The 20,059-nt window shown below is 49.7% G+C and carries 11 protein-coding genes; 2 read left to right on the forward strand and 9 right to left on the reverse strand.

Annotated elements, in window-relative coordinates:
- Positions 1-138: 138 nt before the first annotated feature.
- The 3 genes from NGM66_RS08030 to NGM66_RS08040 all read right to left on the reverse strand — a co-directional run bounded on the left by NGM66_RS08030 (position 139) and on the right by NGM66_RS08040 (position 3,019).
- Positions 139-927 (reverse strand): hypothetical protein, encoded by a 789-nt coding sequence (locus tag NGM66_RS08030; protein ID WP_208907626.1) that lies wholly within the window; start codon positions 925-927, stop codon positions 139-141.
- A gap of 1 nt (position 928) precedes the next feature.
- Complete coding sequence (locus NGM66_RS08035) at positions 929-2,050, reverse strand: hypothetical protein (RefSeq protein WP_208907625.1); 1,122 nt, start codon at positions 2,048-2,050, stop codon at positions 929-931.
- 234 nt (positions 2,051-2,284) lie between these two features.
- Complete coding sequence (locus NGM66_RS08040) at positions 2,285-3,019, reverse strand: SDR family oxidoreductase (protein WP_208907624.1); 735 nt, start codon at positions 3,017-3,019, stop codon at positions 2,285-2,287.
- A gap of 124 nt (positions 3,020-3,143) precedes the next feature.
- On the opposite strand from NGM66_RS08040, the gene NGM66_RS08045 reads away from it, so the two are divergent.
- The gene (locus tag NGM66_RS08045) at positions 3,144-3,887 is read left to right on the forward strand and encodes a sulfite exporter TauE/SafE family protein (RefSeq protein ID WP_208907623.1); all 744 of its coding nucleotides are present in this window, start codon (positions 3,144-3,146) and stop codon (positions 3,885-3,887) included.
- Positions 3,888-4,058: 171 nt separating this feature from the next.
- On the opposite strand, the gene NGM66_RS08050 is transcribed toward NGM66_RS08045, so the two are convergent.
- The 6 genes from NGM66_RS08050 to NGM66_RS08075 all read right to left on the reverse strand — a co-directional run bounded on the left by NGM66_RS08050 (position 4,059) and on the right by NGM66_RS08075 (position 18,828).
- Positions 4,059-6,140: a collagen-binding domain-containing protein gene (locus NGM66_RS08050; protein ID WP_208907622.1), complete on the reverse strand. Its 2,082-nt coding sequence runs from the start codon at positions 6,138-6,140 to the stop codon at positions 4,059-4,061.
- A gap of 275 nt (positions 6,141-6,415) precedes the next feature.
- Entirely contained in the window at positions 6,416-8,602 is a 2,187-nt protein-coding gene (locus tag NGM66_RS08055; RefSeq protein ID WP_208910965.1) for a KxYKxGKxW signal peptide domain-containing protein, read from the reverse strand.
- A gap of 480 nt (positions 8,603-9,082) precedes the next feature.
- Positions 9,083-11,128, reverse strand: coding sequence for a MucBP domain-containing protein (locus NGM66_RS08060; protein WP_208907621.1), 2,046 nt, complete (start codon positions 11,126-11,128; stop codon positions 9,083-9,085).
- Between the two features lie 206 nt (positions 11,129-11,334).
- Positions 11,335-13,473: a MucBP domain-containing protein gene (locus NGM66_RS08065; RefSeq protein ID WP_258115535.1), complete on the reverse strand. Its 2,139-nt coding sequence runs from the start codon at positions 13,471-13,473 to the stop codon at positions 11,335-11,337.
- A 248-nt stretch (positions 13,474-13,721) separates the two neighbouring features.
- A complete protein-coding gene (locus NGM66_RS08070) occupies positions 13,722-16,235 on the reverse strand; it encodes a MucBP domain-containing protein (RefSeq protein WP_208907619.1) in 2,514 nt (837 codons plus the stop codon).
- Positions 16,236-16,593: 358 nt separating this feature from the next.
- Complete coding sequence (locus NGM66_RS08075) at positions 16,594-18,828, reverse strand: MucBP domain-containing protein (protein ID WP_258115536.1); 2,235 nt, start codon at positions 18,826-18,828, stop codon at positions 16,594-16,596.
- Positions 18,829-19,217: 389 nt separating this feature from the next.
- On the opposite strand from NGM66_RS08075, the gene NGM66_RS08080 reads away from it, so the two are divergent.
- Positions 19,218-19,928 (forward strand): TatD family hydrolase, encoded by a 711-nt coding sequence (locus NGM66_RS08080; RefSeq protein WP_208907617.1) that lies wholly within the window; start codon positions 19,218-19,220, stop codon positions 19,926-19,928.
- The last annotated feature ends 131 nt before the right edge of the window (positions 19,929-20,059 follow it).

Consider the following 20,059-nt stretch of genomic DNA (forward strand, 5'->3'; position numbering starts at 1 on the left):
ATAGGGGCACCTTATTTTTCTAAGCGCAGGAGTCTGGTTCGCGGAGCACGTTTCAGAGGCTGCCAGGACCAGGATATCATGGCGAAAATATCTTGAACGAACTGAACCAGTTTGATGAACACCTCAAGTTCCATAGCTTTAATTGGGTAAAAGTGAGTTCAGCGCATCTAGTACATCGCTCTGACTAAGATCAAAGTCTCTATTTGACCTAAACCGTTGCTTAAAGATCTTATTCGGTTCCGCCTCAACGATTTGTATAAACGCTTTTAGATCACTCTGACAAGACTCGGGAATCTCCCCGATGCTATCATTTTCACTGCTTAAAAGCGAGCATAGCAGACAAACATCCTTAAAGTGTTTTATTTTATCAGCCCGATGGGTAATCTTTTTACCGCTTTGGATCCGTTGGCGAACGTCCAGATGTGCCTTAGCCTTAAAGTAAATTAAACCAGGAATACTTAGCACCGAAACATTGCCAATTTTCTCCTGACATTCTTTGAGCAACAGATAGTAATCGTCGTCTAAAATAATGGCCGACAAACTGGGACCATCTTCATAGTGTAATGGCGTCGTTTCTGTTGGCGTATCAAGCAAATAGTTCATTGGTTTTCTCGAGAATAATTCAATTTCTTTCGGCACATCTTTCACTTGGTGCTCAGAATCTAGCCTATATCGGTAGTAAACTTTCTTCTTGTCCTCGTCCCCACCAACTTCACAACGTAAATAACCATTCTCTAATATAAACTCACTGAATTCTTTGGCAAAATCATCAGTAGTATTTTCAAAAATGACAACCATATCGTAATCCTTAGTTGCCCGAAAAACTTGCTGATCTTGTTCTAGCCAGAAGGCCGTGGCATTCCCACCGATAATAACGTAACAATCCTCGTACTCTTTAAAATAATCAAAAAATTTATCAAATTTCAATTTAGTCCCCATTCCAAAGCCGATCAACTAGTTCTTCAGCTTCTCCCTGTACGCGTTCATCTGGTACATCCTTAAACAACGTGTATAGATGAACAGGATCTACAACATCTTCTGGATAGTCTATAATTTGCCTAACTAGCTCGTTAAACCCTACGAGATCATATTTGGATACCTGGAGCTTACAGACTGGCTCTGAATTTTCATCAACATTATCCATTAGATAATCCAGTGCTTGACGTCCGGCTCGGTTAACCACAAGTGACTCTATACCACTTTCACTACTGACCATAGTTACTTTGGCTAGCCCGGTTAACTCATTATACAATGGTTTAACCAACGGTAAGTTCATCGGGTCAAAATCGACCAATACCCCTCCAGAGGCCTGAATTGGGGTGGCTAAATACGGTTCAATGGCTCTGAAGAACTTTCTACTATTAAGTTGACATGAATAAATTCTATCCTTAGTCTCTCCCTTAAATTTCAGCAATCCCCTTTCAACCAGCTGAGTGGTGGCGCGGGCAAATGTTGTTCGATTTGTAATACCGACCTTCTTACCAATCGTTGTCATAAAGCGTTGACCGCCAAACATACAGAAAAGATCATGGTCAACGTAAAATGGCTTCATCTCAGGCAGACCGCTCGTACGGCCACGACGTTCAAAAATAAGTTGCGCAAACAATATCGCTAACGCTAACCGTTGTTCCAATGGAGAAAAAGTTTCACGTAAAGATTTTCCTGACGTAGATACGATACCTGGTTGAAGGCGTGTACCCATGAAAGGTAAAAACATTTCACCATCAGACGTTATAAAAGGAACAGCGTTGCTCAAATATGCCTTACGTTCACGGACCGACAGCTGTGGTTTAAGAACGACGATTGAATCTAGTTCAATTGCACTGCTTTTTTTAATCATTCTGACGATTGCTAATGGTCGGAACTCGATACTCCCATCATAGGAGATTAAAAGGATTCGCTTATCAAAAATTTCACACAAGGCCGCTTCGGTATTTCGTTGGTCGGATCGACTAAGCGTTAACGAAGACGTCGGAACTTCTTTTGCTACCGTTATTGGAAGCCCCGTTCCCTGACGAATCCGTTCTATCTGTTTATCAAGATTGCCCAATTAACACCACCTCCAAGAACGATTGTAGCATACTTTTTTCAATCGTAACATTGACAAGATACAATCACAGTAAAAATCGATACAATCATTTAATATTGCTGTTATATAGGTATTTTTAAGAAATTAAATTTGTCCTTTACTTAAGAAAACAGAGATTATTCGACGCCTTATTTCAAAATTGTTGATGGAAAATACAAAAAGGGAGACGCCCCAACCAGACATCCCCCCACAAAATTACCGCACGCCCAAATCGACCCCACCATCCACGTGGAGCACTTGGCCGGTCACGAAATCATTTTGCATCAAATATAAATAGGCTGAGGCCACTTCCGCCTTCGTTGCCACGCGCTTTAGCGGCACGCCCTGAGCGAAGTCGTGGGCCTGTTGTTCTACCTGTTGCATCGTCAGCTTACGCCAGAGGCCGGTGGGCGTCCAGGTTGGGGCCACCGCGTTGACCCGGAAGTCCGGGGCAAGCTCAACCGCTAGTCCGGCAACCATGGTGTTGATGGCCTGGTTGCCAATGATGGCGCCCGACGCATCGTCGGGATGACCACCGGCACCGGACGTGAAGATCAGTGAGCCGTGTGGATTCAAATGCCCGACCGCTGCCTTGGCCAGTTCGAGGTTGGCAAAAAATTTATCCTCAATTGCCTGCCGAATCGTGGCCACATCATTGTCCAAGAAACCGCCACCCATGGCGCCGCCTAAAAACGACAGGACGTGGTCAAACTTGGGCTGACAGGAAAAGAAAACGCCTAACTGATCCGCGTCTTGGGCGTCCAAGGCGGTCCCAATCACGACTGGGGCCTTTGCCTGGAGCCGTTCCAGCGCCGCATCCACGTGGGCCTGGCTGTGGCCAATCACGTGAACCGTCGCGCCGGCCGCTAACGCTTGTTGGGCCACCGTTTCGCCGAAGCCGGACGTGCCGCCGACAATGAGCAGCCGTTGCTGTGCTAATTTCATATTCATCGAACCTCCGCTCTTTACTTGCCATGATACAACAAGATGACCAAATCCCCCAGCAAATTGACGAGTCGTGCTGTAACCGGTAAACTGATTAACAGAATTAGTCGATAAGGAGACGATTGGATAAATGATGTGGTTAGTCTTTCTAATAATCGGGTTTTTAGTTGGCCTGTTGGTCATTTCGACCGGGGGTGGCGGTGCGGCCATCTACTTGGGTCTACTGACCAGCATCTTCGGGTTAGCGCCCGCCGTTGCGGCCTCCACATCCCTGTTCACGGCGTTTCCCTCACTGGTAGTCGGTGCTTACGGTCACTATCGAACGGGCCAGATTCATTTCAAGGTCGGGAATCAAATGCTGCTGACTGCCATCCCCGCCACCGTCGTCGGGGCGTTGCTGGCGCCGTACATTCCTAACGACATCTACACCTGGATTGTCGCCATTATCCTGACCGGATTGGGGATTCAAGTCCTGGTCAAGCGGTTCCTCATGACCCACGCCAAGGCGCCCCGTCATCAAAGCGCTCAAGCCGCCATCTACGGCCTTTTGAGCGGTATCATGGTGGGGGTCGCAGGCCTGAGCGGTGGCGGGCCCATCATCGCTGGCCTGCTGGTGTTGGGGCTGGACATGCTTCCGGCCGCGGCGACCTCCTCTTACGTGCTGGTCGGTACCTCGCTGGTCGGCCTGCTCTTCCACTTGTCAGCCAACAACATCGACTGGCAGGTCGGCACCTGGCTGATGATTGGTGCTGTCGTCGGGGCATTGTGTGCACCTCGCCTGTTGATGCACGTGGACCCCGCCAAATTGAACTACTACGTCAAACCATTTATGGGCGTCCTGCTGATTTTCATGGGGCTGCGCATGCTCTTTTAAGCACAAAATGACCTTGGTGAGCCACTGAAATGTGGTCCGCCAAGGTCATTTTTTTAAAAAACTTTTTCACTTCAAACGCTGCTAAACCAACGTTTATCGCCAATCGTTCATTTTTCCCGCCAATTAGGGGGTTACAAATTTCGATTGGATTTCGTTAGTACTAGTAGTGGGTTAATACCGACGCTTCCGGTCAACGGCAACTCCGGTAGCCAGTAAGGTCCCAGCCAGGACGAACCCGACGGCGCTTAACCAACTATCATTAGCTTCACCGGTCTGTGGCAGGCCATCACTCAAGCCTAGCGCTCGCAGGATGTTACTCCGAACGGATTCAAGCTGAGCAACCAGTTGGGTATCCCCCTTGGCCCGCGCAGCAGCAATGGCGGCGTCCACCTTGTTCAACAAGGCTTCTTCGCCAGCAACGTTGTTCTCTTCTTCAAAGTTGATCAAATCATCTTCGAAGTCCGCTGCTTCCTCTTCAGTGTAGTCAGGATGCTCGTGTTCATAGGTCAAGTCCTCATCGCCACCGTTGTCCTCGGGTTCTTCAACGTCAGGATCTTCCGTGTCGGGTTCCTCGGTACCAGGCGTTTCAGTTCCTGGATTTTCCGTGTCAGGTTCTTCCGTATCCGGAATCCCAGGAACTTCGATGCCAGGGTGAACAGGAATTTCAAAGTCATTTTCGTCCTCGTCATCGACGTCTTCTTCATTGTCTTTGTTGTCTTGCAGATCCCAGCGGTGGGTTTCCGCATTGACAATGACCTTATCCGCAATGATGTTGCCATCAATATTTGCGCTGGCAACCACGGTTGCGGAAGGCGCTAAGATACTTCCTTGGAACGGCCGCTTGAAGTCTAACGTACCGGTGTATTGCTTATCACTGGCACCACTGTTGTAAAAGTTCCACAGCAAATGGTTGTCCCCAAAGTCTTCGGTTTCGTGGTTGTCCCGTTCGGACCCGTCACTGTAAATAATCTTGATCTGCGAGTTAATGTCGTAATCCGCATCAGTACCGGTATCCACGTTAATGATGACCGTCGTCCCGTCAGCGTCCGGTGACAACCCGGAAATCGTCAATGGCGTATTGCCGTTCAAGACGTCTGGCGTCAAGTTGATCACGATTTGGTTCTTGTCATTCGGCGTCATGTTGCTAATGTCGATGACCCGATTGTTTTGATCGTCAAAATCACTATTGCTGTAAGTGGCTTCACTGGGTTGGTTGGCCAAGGCTTCGTTCAAGGCCTTTAATTTGGCAAACTCGGCATCGAAGTCAATATACGTCTGGCCGTTTTGGTCTTGGTAGACTTCACTGGCCAACAAATGGTCAATGTATTCGCCGTTGACCATTGGGCGGTTCGGGTTACTGATATCGATCGTGATACCTTCACCAAAGACCACCTTGTTTTCCCGACTATCACCACCGGAAACGAAGGAACTGTTGGCGATGTTCGTGATATTTTGGATGTACGAAATATCCTTGTCCAACAATTCTTCGATGATGTTGGTCCCAAAGTTGACGTTCCCAATCAGGTTCTGGACCGCGATATTGCCGTTCGTATGCGCATTCAACTCGGCTTCCCGCGCGAAAATGTGGAACACGGAGGAGACGCCCAAGATGTTGTTCAAATCAGGATAATCATCGTAGACACTCCCGCCGGCTTGAATACCCGTGTCGGCATAGGGGGTCACTGCAGCGGCCGTGGCGTTGGTTCCTGCCAGCTTATGTAGTAAATTGCTGATGGATTGTGCGCTCTTGGTACTAGCGGCCGCCTTAGCAGCGGCGGTTAAACTCGTGTGCACGTAGCGTTTTGGCGCCGTGCCTTTTTTCACCGTGGCTTTGATGGATTGCTTCAGACTAGCGTTGACTTTGACCGTCTTGGCAGCTGACGCCTTGGTGACTGGTGTCGCTGCTTTGACGCTAGTCGTCTTCTTCGCCTGGCTCGATTGCACGTCAGCGTCACTCGTGTGCGACTCATTAGGTTGGCTCGATTCACGCGATTGGCTTGACGTTTCGCTACTTTCACTAGTCGTAGAAGCGGCAGCCGTGGAAGAGTCACTGGCAGACGAGCTGCTAGCAGAACTGGCATCAGTTGAACTTTCCCCACTGACCAGTGAGCTGCTGCTGGATTCGGTCCCCGCAACGTCAGCGTTGGCAGTCACTGTACTCCCCGCGCCCAACGTAACTAATAACACTGCACAAGCAAAGACCCAGCGACGGCCACTCTTGTACATTTTAAAGTGCGTCCGTTTCGTTTCCATATTGATTAAATCCCTACCTTTCCAATCAGACTACATCCCTATTTTCGTCCTCCTGGCGACAACAATCAACACAATTTGAAAATTATTTTTACTAACAATTGAACAGTTAAACGTCAATTTACCACATTGATGAATTCGGCTAGAATTGGTCTAACGAAAACAAGATTACCTACCCCTTTTACAGACAAGCGGACCCATCAAGCGCTTCGTCATTACAAATCGCTTGGTGGGTCCGTTTTCTATTTGGGGTCATTTACTTTCTAACATCCGCTTTGTTAATTGTGACGGGTCTTGATGCCCATCCCCAAAGTTGCCAGGGCGACTGCCACACCGGCGGCAATCAACCCAGCGCTATTCTGCTCATTGGTCTGTGGTAAAGTCGTTTCGGCAGTCTGCTTGGCAGCGAGTTGCCGACTGGCAGTGGCTGGTTGGTGAGCCATCACCGGCGCCTTAGTGCCACGCACGATCCGTGAACTGTTCTTGGCAATCAAACTGACTGGTTGCCCATTTTGCTTAGCCGTTTCCGTAACCACCCGGTCGGCTTGGCCGGCTGACTTGGTGCCAGGGGTCGTGGTGTCGATCGTTGCCCCATCACCACCGGTCAATGGGGTGACTGTCGTCGATTCATTATCGGCTGGCGCGACGATTGCGTCCGCGTCACCACCATCTGTCACCGTAGTCACAGGTGTTGTGGTCGTGGTGCCACCAGGGTTAGTCGTATCCGGATTAGGCGTCTCCGGTGTCGTGGTATCCGGCGTTTTCGTATCAGGATTGGTGGTATCTGGGTCGGCCGGATCCTCGCCATTTTTAACGGTGAAGGTCAGGTTGACGCCATATTCATAGGTCTTCTTATTGATGACCGTCAGCGTGTAATCGCCGTCCGGCACGTCTCCCTTGGCCTTCAGGGTAAAGCCGCCATCACTGTTGGTCACGACCGTAAAGTATTGGCCAGCGGTGCCAAGCTTGTAGACCACCATAGGATCATCTTTGACAATTGCCCCAGTAGCGTCTTGCACACCCGTGATAACGCCAGCAACTGGATCAATTTCCCGGTTCTTCGGCGTCAGTGTGTAGGTCTTGCCAGTAACGGATTGGAAGTCCAAGGTTGAAAGCCCCTGTTTGTAACCCTTTAAGTTTTGAACGCCTGAGGTTAAATGATTATCTGGCGCATACAGCGTCCCGGTGTAATTGCTCAAGTCGGTCAGGTCACCGGAGAGGTTGTTGTTTGCCGCGTATAGCGCCGTTACGTTAGGCAGGTTGTCGATGCCGGCCAAGTTACCAGTCATTTGGTTGTAGCCTAACATCAAGCTCGTAACACTAGTCGAACTCCCTAAGTCTGCCAAGGTTCCCGTCAAATTATTATTATTAATACTCAGGTACTTCAAGTCAGGATAGTTCGTGATATCTGGCAGGTTACCGGTCAGCCCAGAATACGTCAGGCTCAAGAGCATCAGTTTTGAATTGCTGCCAAACGTTTGCTTGAAGAAAGTGGGAAAATCAACGCCGGTTAAACCAGTGTCATTCATGATGTAGACAATGCTCAAGTTCTTGGCAAACCCGAAGTCAATCCAAGCGTCAGCTGGCAAATTACCATTCACATCAAGAAGACTTAGGTTCGTAAAGTACTGTAGCCCTTCCAGACTCGTTGGCATACCATCGGCTGTTTTGAGAGTCAAGCTATTCAGCGAATTCAGGTTAGCAGAGAGAGTCGCATCCGTCACCGGAGCAACATTACCCGACATGTTGATTTCCTTTTCAACTGCCGCCCGCAGATTCGCGTCGGGCATCCAAACAGAAGCGTCTACCCCATCAATGCTGGCGGTAGCGGACTTCACCAAACTATTCCGTGAAAGTTTAACTGTCCCCTGCTTGGCTGGCGTGCCCTGCACCTTATTGCCAGTGTCACTGTCGGGAGTCGTCGACTTTTGTGCAAGCGTATCGTCGTTCACAATCTTGCCATCAGTTGTGGCAACCTTCTCTGCAGGCGCTTCGTTGGCATCATTCGTGATATCTTCTGATTGTTGGGAGTCGCCTTCAAGCTGCTTCTGTGGATCCCCTACTTTTTCATTGTCAGACGTTACCTTACCTGCATTAACATCGGAATCTGCTTGCGGTGCTGGCGTATCATCATTCACTGACCCCTTATCTGCCTGACCATCATTAACGTCGGTTGCGCCGTTAGCGGCTTCAGCATCACCCTTAACACCGGATACATCAGTATCGGCTTTTTCTACTTGTTGTGCCCCCTGCAATACTTGTTCTTGGCCTTGCGAACTGCTGCTTGCCGGTTGAACTGCAGTAGTTGCGGCATCATCCGCCGAAGTCTCATCGGCTTGAGCTGTCGTTCCCGCTCCCGCCATGCCGAGGCCTAAACTGACCACCGTGATGCAAGCAAAAAGCCAACGTTTGCCTGCCTTGTAGCTCTTGTAATGCTCTTTGGTTGTGCTTAATGTATTCCGCATGATAACTTCCCCCTATGAAGTTTATGTGCCCCAATCGCCCTAGTCATATATTTTTACGTTACACATCTATTAATGTGGGTAATCTTTTCTACACCTACATTGTATCCCCTTTGGCAAGAAAATCAAGCTTAATTATAAGTAAACAAAACTATTTTGTGTGACCACTTGTTTTCTTGAAAAATATTTCTTTTGGATGCTGTTAATTCGTGTTTCATCAAAGGCTTTACCTAATTTATTAAGGCTAATTTTCAGTCCCCTCCATGCCAATTTCCGAGCGTATGATTGGTAGTGTTCCGTTCCAGAATTTAACCGTGGTTATGCGAAACTCGTTACCCCTATGTTTGTTATTCCACTTTACTTAGTCAAAATTTGTCGAGAAAAAGAGCACCCCAACATTTCTGGCGTGCTCAATGGTCTCTATTCTCTTTTGTGGTCCTGCTAGCCACTGCACTGACTCTTGGTAAATGTACATCGCTGCAGCTATTTTGACCAGCGGCGTTTCCCTAGCCAGCCGCCAACCGTCGTTATGGCTAACAATGCTACACCCCACCAAGATGAGCTTTGCTGGTCATTGGTCTGTGGCAGGCTAAGGCTCTGTGATGGCAACGGTCGAGAGAGTCCTGGTTGCTGTGGCGATTGCTGATCACTATTGAGTGACTCGCTAATCCCATCGGCATCACCCAATGACGTAGGTACTGGCAACACAACAGTTGGTGGCGTCTCCGGCAGTACAACTTCGGTCGGCTCAGTCACAACCGGTGGCGTTATCTCTGGTGGCGTCACGGGATTTGGCGGGGTGATCTCCGGCGGAATAACTTCAGCTGGCGGTCGTACCCCTGGCACCTCAGGTACTGGCGGCCGGGTTGTATCTGGCTTCACTAGATCTTTTCGGTAAACGTACGTCACTGAGATTGGCGCAGCGGTGTAGGTTCCCACCGCATTGTCGGGTGGTGTCATTAGCGTATACCCCTTGATGGTCACCGCTAATTGACTCGTGTCGTAGGAATCCCCGACATCCCCCTGCGGTAGTGTCTGATCCGGCGCTAACGTTTGTCCTGCTTGATCCTGGTAATGGACCGTGATGGTACCCGCCTCTTGGGCAATGGTGTAGGGTTGCACCACGTACCATTCGATATCCCCGTCGGTCGTCTTAAACTCAGTCGTATCCGGATAAGCCTGCCCCACCAGATAATAATAATCCGGTAAGGCAATCTGGCGACTGAACTCATTCACCTGCAGACCGCCATAATCACCTGGCAACTGATCAGGAATATTTTTAAAATACAGAACGTCCCAATCATCATCAGTCACACCCATATCGATGTCAGTCCCCGGCATGGTATGGTACCGAACAAAATTCCAACTATGTCCCGTCTCAGTTAGTTGAAATGAAATATTCTGTCGTAACCAATTAGTAGCCATCGTTCCCAATCCCGCCACTGCCCAAGGATCATTCGGCTGTATGTAGGGTGACGCTATTTGGGCTCTGCGCGTCTGGGCGTCCACCTTAATCGCAGGCAACGTCACCAATTGCCTAGTAATTGTCAGTTCGCGAAATTCATGATCCATTAACGGACTAAAATCAGCGATATGATTAAACGTTAAATATAACCGATCCAACTGCTGCAGATGACGTAACGGCGAAATATCTGTAATTCGGTTATTATCCAAGGCCGCGTATTCCAGTTCAGGCATATACGCCAGCGGTGAAATATCGACCACGTCGCCATGGATCTGGAAGGGCTTGCTCGTATCAAGCTCACTATTGAGTCCAGCGCCCAACGAAATTATTTTAAGATTCACAGCATAGGCTAATCCCTTGAGTGAAAATTCAGTTTTTCCATCAATATAACTATTGATGCCATGTGATTCCTGGTTTCCTGTAATACGCAAAGCCTCAAGTCGCTGCATATCTTGTTGGGTAATTTCTTCTGGGGTGGCCCAGGTCTTCCCATCCTTTGGGTGCGTATCTTGTAGCGCTAACCAAACGGCTTTTCGTAAAATCTGATTTGGCATCCACTGGTCAATCGTTTCGTTCGTGTATGCTTGAACCGGCGTTGTCGGTAGCTCGTCGTCCGTAATGGCTGGGACTGGTCCAACTGCGGCGGGCGTAGTCACTGGATCAGTTGGTTGAACCGCTGTCTCATTAGGAACAGGCGTTGTTTGCTGTTGATGATTAATTTCCGGCGTTACAGCTGATTGCGTCGCCCGAGCCACCGTTCGCGCAATTGCTGGCTGATCGACGGTAGTATCCGGCGTTAGTGCTGTTTTGGCTTGTTTTAACGGCTTTTCCTGTGTCTCATCATCCGTCGTCGGTTGCACAGCGTCATCGGCAGACACTTCACCCTTTGCCAATGAAACTACTGGTCGCGGATCATCCACACTAGCCGGCGCCTGATCTGCTGCGGCTGGAATCGCCGCCTGTAATTGCCACCCAACACTCAGTAGCGTTATCGCCGCCATAAGCCCGTACTTAGCAGTACTATCATTGTCTTGCCACCGTCGTATGTGTCGTCGAATCCGCATTGTAAAATCCCCCCGAATTTCAAATAGCCATTGTTTTAGCGTTATGTTATCACCCAAGTCAGCGATTAGTTATTATTTAGTATACGACAAAAACAGCCTTAGAACTACTATAATATTAATTATTTATCATAGTAACAATATATTTATAATTAATCTAAAAAAACAGAGCATCTGCCCTGTTCTCTCAAGTATGCAATTACAACTGCCTATTTCAGCCACCGGCGTTTGCCTAACCAGCCACCAGCTACCGTCACTGCCAGTAACGCAACACCCCACCAAGCAGACGTATGGCGCTCATCGGTCTGGGGTAAGGTAGTCGCATTCTGGGTTGTCAGCGGCAAGGCTGTGGGACTGGTGATTGTGCTTTGTTCCGTATGAATCGGCCGGCCACTTATGGTATCACCAGCGCCGCCATTTTCCGTAGCCGTTGGTCCATCTGAGCCACCGGTTACCACGTCATCCCCGCCGTCAGTAATCTCATCCCCATCGCCACCGTCAATGACCTGGTCGCCATCACCGCTATCGGTTTCGTCACCCGTCTTCTCATAGACGTAAACAATGCGGCCATCCGTGTCACCAAAGACCCCTGTTGCATTGTCCGGTGTGGCAACCAGCGTGTAGCCGGCAATCGCCAACGGACTGGTGGTGTACGCCGTGCCTGGTTGGCCACTGATCGTCTGGCTATCCGCAATTGTGGTTCCGTCAGCCAGCTGGTAGTCAATCGTCATCGTCACGTCTTCGACTGGTGTCACCACGGGCGGCGTCACGGTACCGCCACCCTCCTTTTCGTACACGTAAATTACGGTAACGGGGTCCGCGCCATACTTCCCAGTGGCGTTTGCCGGCGTTGTCTTCAGCTTGTAGCCGGGGATGGTCACTGGCGCCGTCTGGTAGTCCTCGCCAATCATCCCCGCTGGTAAGACGACGTCATCAACGAGCGCTGTGCCATTTTCGTCCTGGTGCTTGACCGTGACCGCCGCGGCCTCCTCAGCGATGTCATATCCCTGCATGGCCACGAACAAATAACTGCCGTACGCGTCATTGCCCTCGGCTTTACCGGTCATAAAATAATTATTTTCCTGCACATCGACCGTCACGCCAGGATATTCCGTAATCCCCGGAATCTGGTCCTTGAGTGCCGTGTAGTTCAGACCGCCCTGACCATCGCTCACCCCAGTGCCCCCAGTGAAGTAGAACCGGTAAGTGAAGGCGCCGTTATTGTAAAAGACGGGATCGGCAATCCGCACTGCCACCGGTTCCAGCTGAATCACGTTACCGTCAATCGTGATAAATTGCACCTTCAGATGGGCAGACCGCTTGGTGGCGCTCACCTTGATTGGGTCCAAGACGACTGCTTGAGAGCCGGCATGAAATGTTTGATAATTATTTCCTTTCAGCACGGAAAAATCTTGAATCCGGTTAAACGCCAAATACAGTGTCCGTAGATTCTTCAACCCAGCTAGCGGCGTCACATCCGTGATCCGGTTGTGTTGCAGGTCCAGACTCGTTAATTTTTCCAGGCCGGCCAGCGGTGTCACATCAGCGATATCGCCATAGTAAGCCCCCGGCGTACCGTTTAAGTTCCCTCCAGCAGAAAAGCTGGTCAGGTTCGTGGCAAATTCCAATCCGTCCAATTTAAAGTCCGTCTTGCCATCAATATAGGTGCCCGCGCCGGCTTGGATTGAAAGGGTCTTTAACAACGCCATATCGACTTGTGTGATATCTGCGACACTCGCCCAGCTTTGCCCCGGGTTCTGTGCCCGTAAGGCCTTAAGCACCGCCTGTTGAAGCGTGGTGTTGGGCATCCAGTCGTCAATCGTTGCTGCCTTTTGTTGGTGAGCCAATTTTACCGTGGCGGGCTTGGTCACCTCAGCCTTGACCAGCTTCACGGCCTTGAGTTGCGGTGCGGCACCCGTCACGGCTTGCGGGCTCGATTCTACAGGCGCGCTAATGGCCACCGGCTTGGTGTCGACGGCGGGTGCTGGTGTCTCGGTGTCCACCGTGACTGTTACGTCCGAATTTACCGTGTCCATTGACTCTGGGTCGGTTGATTCTGTTGCCAGCGTTTCCGTGGTTACTTCATCGGCTATAGAATTACTTGTGTTATCGCTTTCATTTTCATCAACAATCGTCGCTTCATCCGTACTCGCCGTTGCTGTATCCGTTGGCTGCGTTGCCGTCGGCGATAATGTTACTTCTGATTCCGTTTGACTTGCCGCCCCCGTCGCCGCTGTCGGCGCAACCGGTGGCGCGGACGTGTCGGCTTGGGCCGTTACTCGATCCGTGCCGATGGCTAATGTGGCTGTCACCAAACTGGCAAACACCCACGTCCGTCCCCGTTTCATTATGTTCATCTGTCGTTTTGACGCAATTGTCCTTAGCACATTAATCCTCCTCAATCTACTGACCAGTAGTCAGTGCACCGTTGTGTTACGAAATCGGTTATTAGTGTGTTATTGGCAATCCCTAACTAAGCCCTATTATAACTGATTATCGATCTAAAATCTAGTATAGTTTAAACGATTAATGCCGTGTAAAGAATTGTACAAAAATAGACTAGTCTATTTGTTGGCTAGTCCATTTTCGAAAATGATTAGCGTTGTTTCTTACGGAATCCAACTAACCCCAGCAGGCCGCCTAAGAGTGCCAGCCCCCAGAGTGGTGAAATGGTGTGTTCATCCGTCTGTGGCAAGGTAGTCTTGGCATTCGCGGAAGGCGCACTTGCATCAGGCTTTGCGGCTAAAGCAACGGTTGCGGCCGTGCCACCCTTAGCTGGCGTCCGTTGCCCCGTCGTAACACGATCAGCTTGGCCGCCTTTGGCCGGTTGTTTAGCCGGCTTCGTTGGCGTGACTTTATCGGGTTCGGTCGTTGGCTCGGTTGGTTTCGTCGGTGTCGTTGGTTTGTCAGGACCGGGATTCACTTGATCCCCATCCCCACCAGTCTCAGCGTAGAGGTAGGTAACAGTAATGTCACTGTCGCCCATGGTCCCGGTAGCGTTGGCTGGTGTGGTGACCAGTTCGTAGCCGTCGGGAATGTTAGTCGCCGGACTGGTTGTGTAGGCGTCACCAGTCTTACCAGTGATGACTACATCTGGAGCGACCTGCGTGCCATCGGCCGTTTGGTAATGGACAGTAACTGTTACATCCGTCGTTGGTGTGACAATTGGCGGTGTGACAGCATCCTTGGTGTAAATGAAGGTAACCTCCGTTGGCGTATCCGCATAAGTCCCTGTGGCATCCCCAACCGTTTCCTTGTAGGTGTAGCCAGAAATTGCCGGATGGTCAATCGCGTAAGCGTCACCAACCTTACCCGTTTCAGTATCATCAGGCTTGATAGTTGCGCCTTGATCATCTTGATAATGAACAGTGACTGCGGAAACGGCTTCTTTATAGACAAAAGTAACTGTCTGAGCCGTGTCAGAGAAGGTCCCGGTGGCGTTGGCTGGGATGGTGGTCAACGTGTAGCCTGCGAATTCCTTAGGCGTAGCGGTGTAGCCTTCCCCCACAAATCCTGTCAATGTATCTGGATCCGCTAAAGCCTTACCTGTCTCATCAATGTAATTGACAGTTACATCTTTGGCTGCATCTGCCTGGATATATGGTGTGACCATCATAACCTGCGTATTTGCGACACCATTTGGAGCACCATCAAACAGGGTAATTAAGAAATAGGTATACTCTTCTTGAACCAAGTTAGGATACATGAAATCAAACGGATTTTCTGTTGGCCCCGGCATAATTTGATCTTTAATCCCCTTATAGCTAAGTTGATTACCATCCATCGTCACTGTATCTGCCCCACCCCAAAAAATACGTACAGTCGGCGTCGGATTATTACCAACCGGGTTGGAGATAGGGACACCCAGCCTAGCAACATTGCTCATGGTAAAGGTCAGCCCTTGAGGCGCCTTCACTGGATTGTCCATGACATAGCTTCCGGTCTTCGGAATATAAACTGGCTTATTTTCGACGAACTGTTGCCTAAATTCATAACTTGTATACTGGGCTAAGTTCATGGAAGAAAAGTCAGCTACATTATTCTGTGCAAAATTAAGTGATTTCAGATTCTTCAATCCAGTAACCGGTGTAATGTCCGATACACGATTACCAGTGAATTCTAACCACTCCAAGTTTTGCAAATTTTCAAGGGGCGTCAAGTCAGTAATGTCGCCACGCAACATATATGGCGCCCAATTCATACTATTTGAAATATCAAGCTCTTTCAAATTAATCGCATACTGCAGGCCCTCAAGTGAAAACGAATTTTTGCCATCAACGTATGTGGTTAATCCCATCGCTGAAATACTAAAATTCGTCAACAATGCCATATCAGCCTGGGTAATATCGTCCACGCTGTTCCATTTCTTTCCAGAGTCCACCACTGCTTGATTACCAGTGGTGATGGCATCCTGCAATGTCCCCAACACAGCTCTCTGCAACGTCTTATTCGGCATCCACTGATCAATCGACTCATCAGTTGTCGATACCGGTTGGGCTGCCACGACGGCCGCCGTCACGGTCGGTGCAGCCGGTGCCATCATCCGGGCAGTGTGTTTCATCTTAGCCTGGGTTGGTGCCTGAATCTTCATATCCGGCGTCACAGCCGTGGTGACCTTCGTGGCTGGTTCTTTTATGGTATCGGTTACATCTTTGGTTGTTGTGGCCGGCGCTTTAACCGTCTCAGTCACCGCTTTTTTCGGCGTAGTTAGTGTGACGGTCGTCTTCGTACCTGTCCTTGTGGGCTCACCGGTCTTAGTCGTGTCCGGGTTTCCCTCGCTCGCAGTAGCTTCTTCGCTAGACTTAGTCGTGTCCGGGTTCTGTCCATCCGTATTAGCTGGTTCATCGGTCTTCGTGGCGTCAGATACTGTCGTCGTATCAGCTGCATTTGCCGCTGATTTTTGCGTCAACGTCACTTCCTTGGCTGGTGATGCGCTCTGACTAGAAGTGTTTTCCTGTTCCGAAGCCGCATCCCCAGTGGTATCCGCATGAGCCGTCTGGCCACCGGTAACACCCAGGGCTAACGTGGCTGTAACGATACCGGCGAAGACCCAAGCCTTACCTTTCTTGTACATCTTATAATGTTCCTTCGTGTTCATCCCATTAAGCATCAATAACACCCCTCTAAAACATGCTATTAAGTTTTTTCGCATAATGACCCATTCATCTGACCTATTACTATCCTAAACGGTGTAGATCCTTTACAAATGAATTATAACGTCTTTTCATCTAAAAATCCAGACAACATATAAAACGATTTTGCTATTTTTGTGTTAATCGAGTTGATATATTCCCGTATTTAGTTTGTAGTTAGAATGTTGGTGTAGCGGTATACACTACAGGTAATACGTTTTAACCATTTCAGACATTTCGCTGAAAATCAGCCCAAATTTTAAATGTTACAACTATAAACATGTGTAGAAAAAAGACTCGTTTAATTTTCCAACCAAACGAGTCTCCGTTAAAAATTTAATGCCACTTTCGCAGTAAGCCCGCACCCAGGCCGGCTACCAACGTCGCCAGCGCTAGCCAACCTACTTTCGATGAGAGTTGGGCTTCATCGGTCTGCGGCAGCGTTGCTTGTTCTGATTCGTTCTGTTTCTGTGTCAACTGCTTAACAGCTGGTTGGACCCGAGTCCGGGCCGGTTTTGCAACCGAGGTGACTTGCGGCCGGGATTGCTTCCGCGGCCGATTGATAGCAATGTCCGCGCCCATACCGGACTCGTTGACAGCGTCATCGTTGGTCATGTCCACGGGATCATCGGCCAGCTCATCGCCTGACGCCCCCTCTTCGCCCGGGGCATCCTTGGCCTGGTAAATGTAGACCACCGCAATATCCGCCTCACCCAGCGTCCCACTCGCATTTGCTGGAGTGCCGATCAGTTCCCAACCCTGGTCACTCAAGTCCAGTGGCGTTGTCGTATACGCTTCTCCGGTCTTCCCCGTGAAGCTCGTGTCGCCCGCGACCGGTGTGCCATCCGCCAATTGATAATGGACCGTCACTTTAATTTCCGCGACGGGGGTCACGACTGGCGGTTGAACCGGCGCTGTTTTTTCATAAACGTAGACTACATCGATGGGATCCACGCCATAAAGACCCGTGGCATTTTCTGGCACCACTTTCAGCTGGTAGCCCGTAATCTCCTGAGCATGCGTTTCGTAGCTATCGCCTACTAGCCCCGTTGGTAGCACCTCATCATCACGCAAGGTCTTTCCCGCCTCATCTTGATAATGGACGGTCACGGTTGCGGCCTCGTCGGCAATTTCATAGGGTTGGAAGATTGCGGCCATAACAATACTGGCATTAGTAGCCTCATCTTTTCTACTCAGTTGGCCAATTAAGAAATATTTGTTTTTTTGTGGTTCCACGGTATAGCTTGAGCTAGTGGTCGTCGGCCCCGGTTCCTGGTCGTAAATGCCGGTAAATGTCAGACTACCATCAGCATTTTTACGTGGGTTTAAATTTTTGTCATAAGTCACACCACGGTAAAAGAGTTTCTTAACGTTCTGTCCATTACTAAGCATTCGGTACGGCATCGTAAAGCTATTCCCCGAACTCCAGGTAACCACCTGGCCATCACTATTCACATACAACTGCGAAATATCTGCCGTCCGTGTCTGGCTATTCACCCGTATCGTGGGCAAGATGATATACTGCCAATCCGTGGTGAGTCGGTCAAACTGCCGCCCTGCCAACACGGAGAAGTCGGTGATCCCGTTGTAAGCCAGGGAAAGTTCCTTAATGTTCGTCAAGCCAGCCAGCGGAGTGATGTCGCTGATGCGATTCCCCGATAAGTCTACGTATTCCAGCTTTCGTAATCCCGCTAACGGACTAATATCCACAATGTCGCCGAAGACCATAGTCGACGTATTTTGTGCTGCTGAGAAATGAATTCTTTTCAGGTTAACGGCATACTCCAGCCCCTTTAATGAAAACGGCGTCTTGCCATCAATGTAGGTATCGGGGAAACTACCCCCACCGGAAACCGACAACGAGGTGACTAACGCCATGTCGTCTTGGGTAATGTCAGCCACGCTGTCCCAGTGACGGCCATTGGCGGCTTGGGTTCCCAACTGCTGTAACTCCGATAATACTTCATTTTGTAATGTCTGGTTTGGCAACCATTGGTCGATAAAATTGTCGACGACTGGCGCCGCTGGAACCGCTGCCAAACCGGTCGTAAATGCAACAGGCGTGGCGACTGCTGGCGCTGGTGTCACCTGTTTTTTATCATTCTCAACGGCTTCTTTCCGGTCTAGCGTTGGCGCTTGAGGGGCCGGCTGATTGCGTTGACTGTCCGCCGGCGTCTCAAGTTTCTCCGCCTCATCCGGTTTAGCTGTATTAACTGGCTCAGTTGCCGGTCCCGGCTGGTCATCATCAACGGGGTCGGCTTCAAGCGTTCCTGATTCTTCGGTCGGCAGTTCCGCCTCTTCTGTCACATTGTCCGCCGGCTCGTCAACTGGTTGAACCGCCGTTTCTTTTGTCGCCGGGGCCGCGGTGTTACGCAGCGTGGCCACCTGGTCTGGCTCCCTGGTGCCGACGCTCTCGGCTGACGCAGGGTCATCATCATGCGTCTCCGTGGCTGCAGATGCCGTCACCACACCCCCGCACGTCAGTGTCGCCGTCACGATTCCCGCCAACAGCCACTGTTTTCCTTTTTTGTACATCTTATAATGCCGCTTCTCATCATTTAAATTGAACACGATATTTCCTCCTTCATCGGGATTGCGCTTAGGGTGTCACAACTAAAATTATCACCTGATTATCGACTCGTTAGGGTAAGTATACAGCATAACTAGTTTAACCACCAATTATACTTGTGCACAACTAATAAGATAATGAACTTAATTCCCTATTTTATTAATTATGTTATCTTTAACTATACAAAGACTAATATTTAGGCTTGGAAGTATTTTAACCAGAATATCTAGGTTGGTTAATTTTTTCTTGAATAAGTGACCTTACAAACTACCGAAATCGTTACTTTGCGCGACTGTTCTACTTAGTAAGTTCTCCCCGCTAACCCAGCTGTTCACTGGGACTGCAGTGCGAACCATGCTACACTAGCGGTGATCCAAAGGAGGCGAGCAAATTGTTATCTGATGCCCATTGTCACTTGGATGGCAACGCTGAGTTAGCAACGCTGCAGCGTGACGAACATATTTTGGCAATCATTAATTGTCAGTCTCCTGCCGAATGGGAAACCAATCGGACACTTGTGGGCACGCAACAGCCCCTGAGCTTTGGCATTCATCCGTGGGAGGCGACCGACTTGCGGTGGGCCACAGTTACGCCCTACCTGGAAGCCACGCAGATTGTGGGGGAAATTGGCCTCGACAGCGTGTGGACCGACGTGAACCTGCTTGATCAGTCCCGGTTATTTGAAGCGCAACTGCATTTTGCCCACGACCACCGCAAGCCAGTTATCCTGCACACCAAGGGATGCGAGCGCGCGGTGCTGACGGCTATTCGCAAATACCCCAACCGTTACCTGATCCACTGGTATGCCTCACCCGAGTATCAAGCTGATTACATCCGGCTGGACTGCTACTTCACGATTGGCCCGGACGTGCTGACCGACCCTGCCGTCACGCAACTGGCCAAGACCATTCCACTGAACCGGCTATTAATTGAAACGGACGGCCTCTCCGCCGTGGCCTGGGCCCAACACCGGCCCGTACAGGTTAAGGAGTACCCGGATATTTTGCGACAAAGCCTACGCATCGTCGCAAATCTCCGTGGCATGGCCCCTGTTGAGTTGGAGGACCAGGTCTACCAGAATTTACAACGCTTTTTAAGCTAAAAACACACTAGGATTGGCTCCGCAAACCCGATTCGGGTTTTACAGAGCTAATCCTACCTGAATTATTCACCAGAAACTCCAAAATCCCCATCAAACACATGATTCAAGTGCTTGATGGGAATTTTACGTTT

Origin of the sequence: Levilactobacillus yiduensis (genome assembly GCF_024718525.1) — a bacterium.
Classification (GTDB): Bacteria; Bacillota; Bacilli; order Lactobacillales; family Lactobacillaceae; genus Levilactobacillus; species Levilactobacillus yiduensis.

Bases quoted from the DNA above. Each gene is read 5' to 3' on its own strand.
- NGM66_RS08040 (WP_208907624.1), bottom strand. From the start codon at position 3,019: ATGAATATGAAATTAGCACAGCAACGGCTGCTCATTGTCGGCGGCACG.
- NGM66_RS08045 (WP_208907623.1), top strand. From the start codon at position 3,144: ATGATGTGGTTAGTCTTTCTAATAATCGGGTTTTTAGTTGGCCTGTTG.
- NGM66_RS08050 (WP_208907622.1), bottom strand. From the start codon at position 6,140: ATGGAAACGAAACGGACGCACTTTAAAATGTACAAGAGTGGCCGTCGC.
- NGM66_RS08055 (WP_208910965.1), bottom strand. From the start codon at position 8,602: ATGCGGAATACATTAAGCACAACCAAAGAGCATTACAAGAGCTACAAG.
- NGM66_RS08060 (WP_208907621.1), bottom strand. From the start codon at position 11,128: ATGCGGATTCGACGACACATACGACGGTGGCAAGACAATGATAGTACT.
- NGM66_RS08065 (WP_258115535.1), bottom strand. From the start codon at position 13,473: ATGAAACGGGGACGGACGTGGGTGTTTGCCAGTTTGGTGACAGCCACA.
- NGM66_RS08070 (WP_208907619.1), bottom strand. From the start codon at position 16,235: ATGCTTAATGGGATGAACACGAAGGAACATTATAAGATGTACAAGAAA.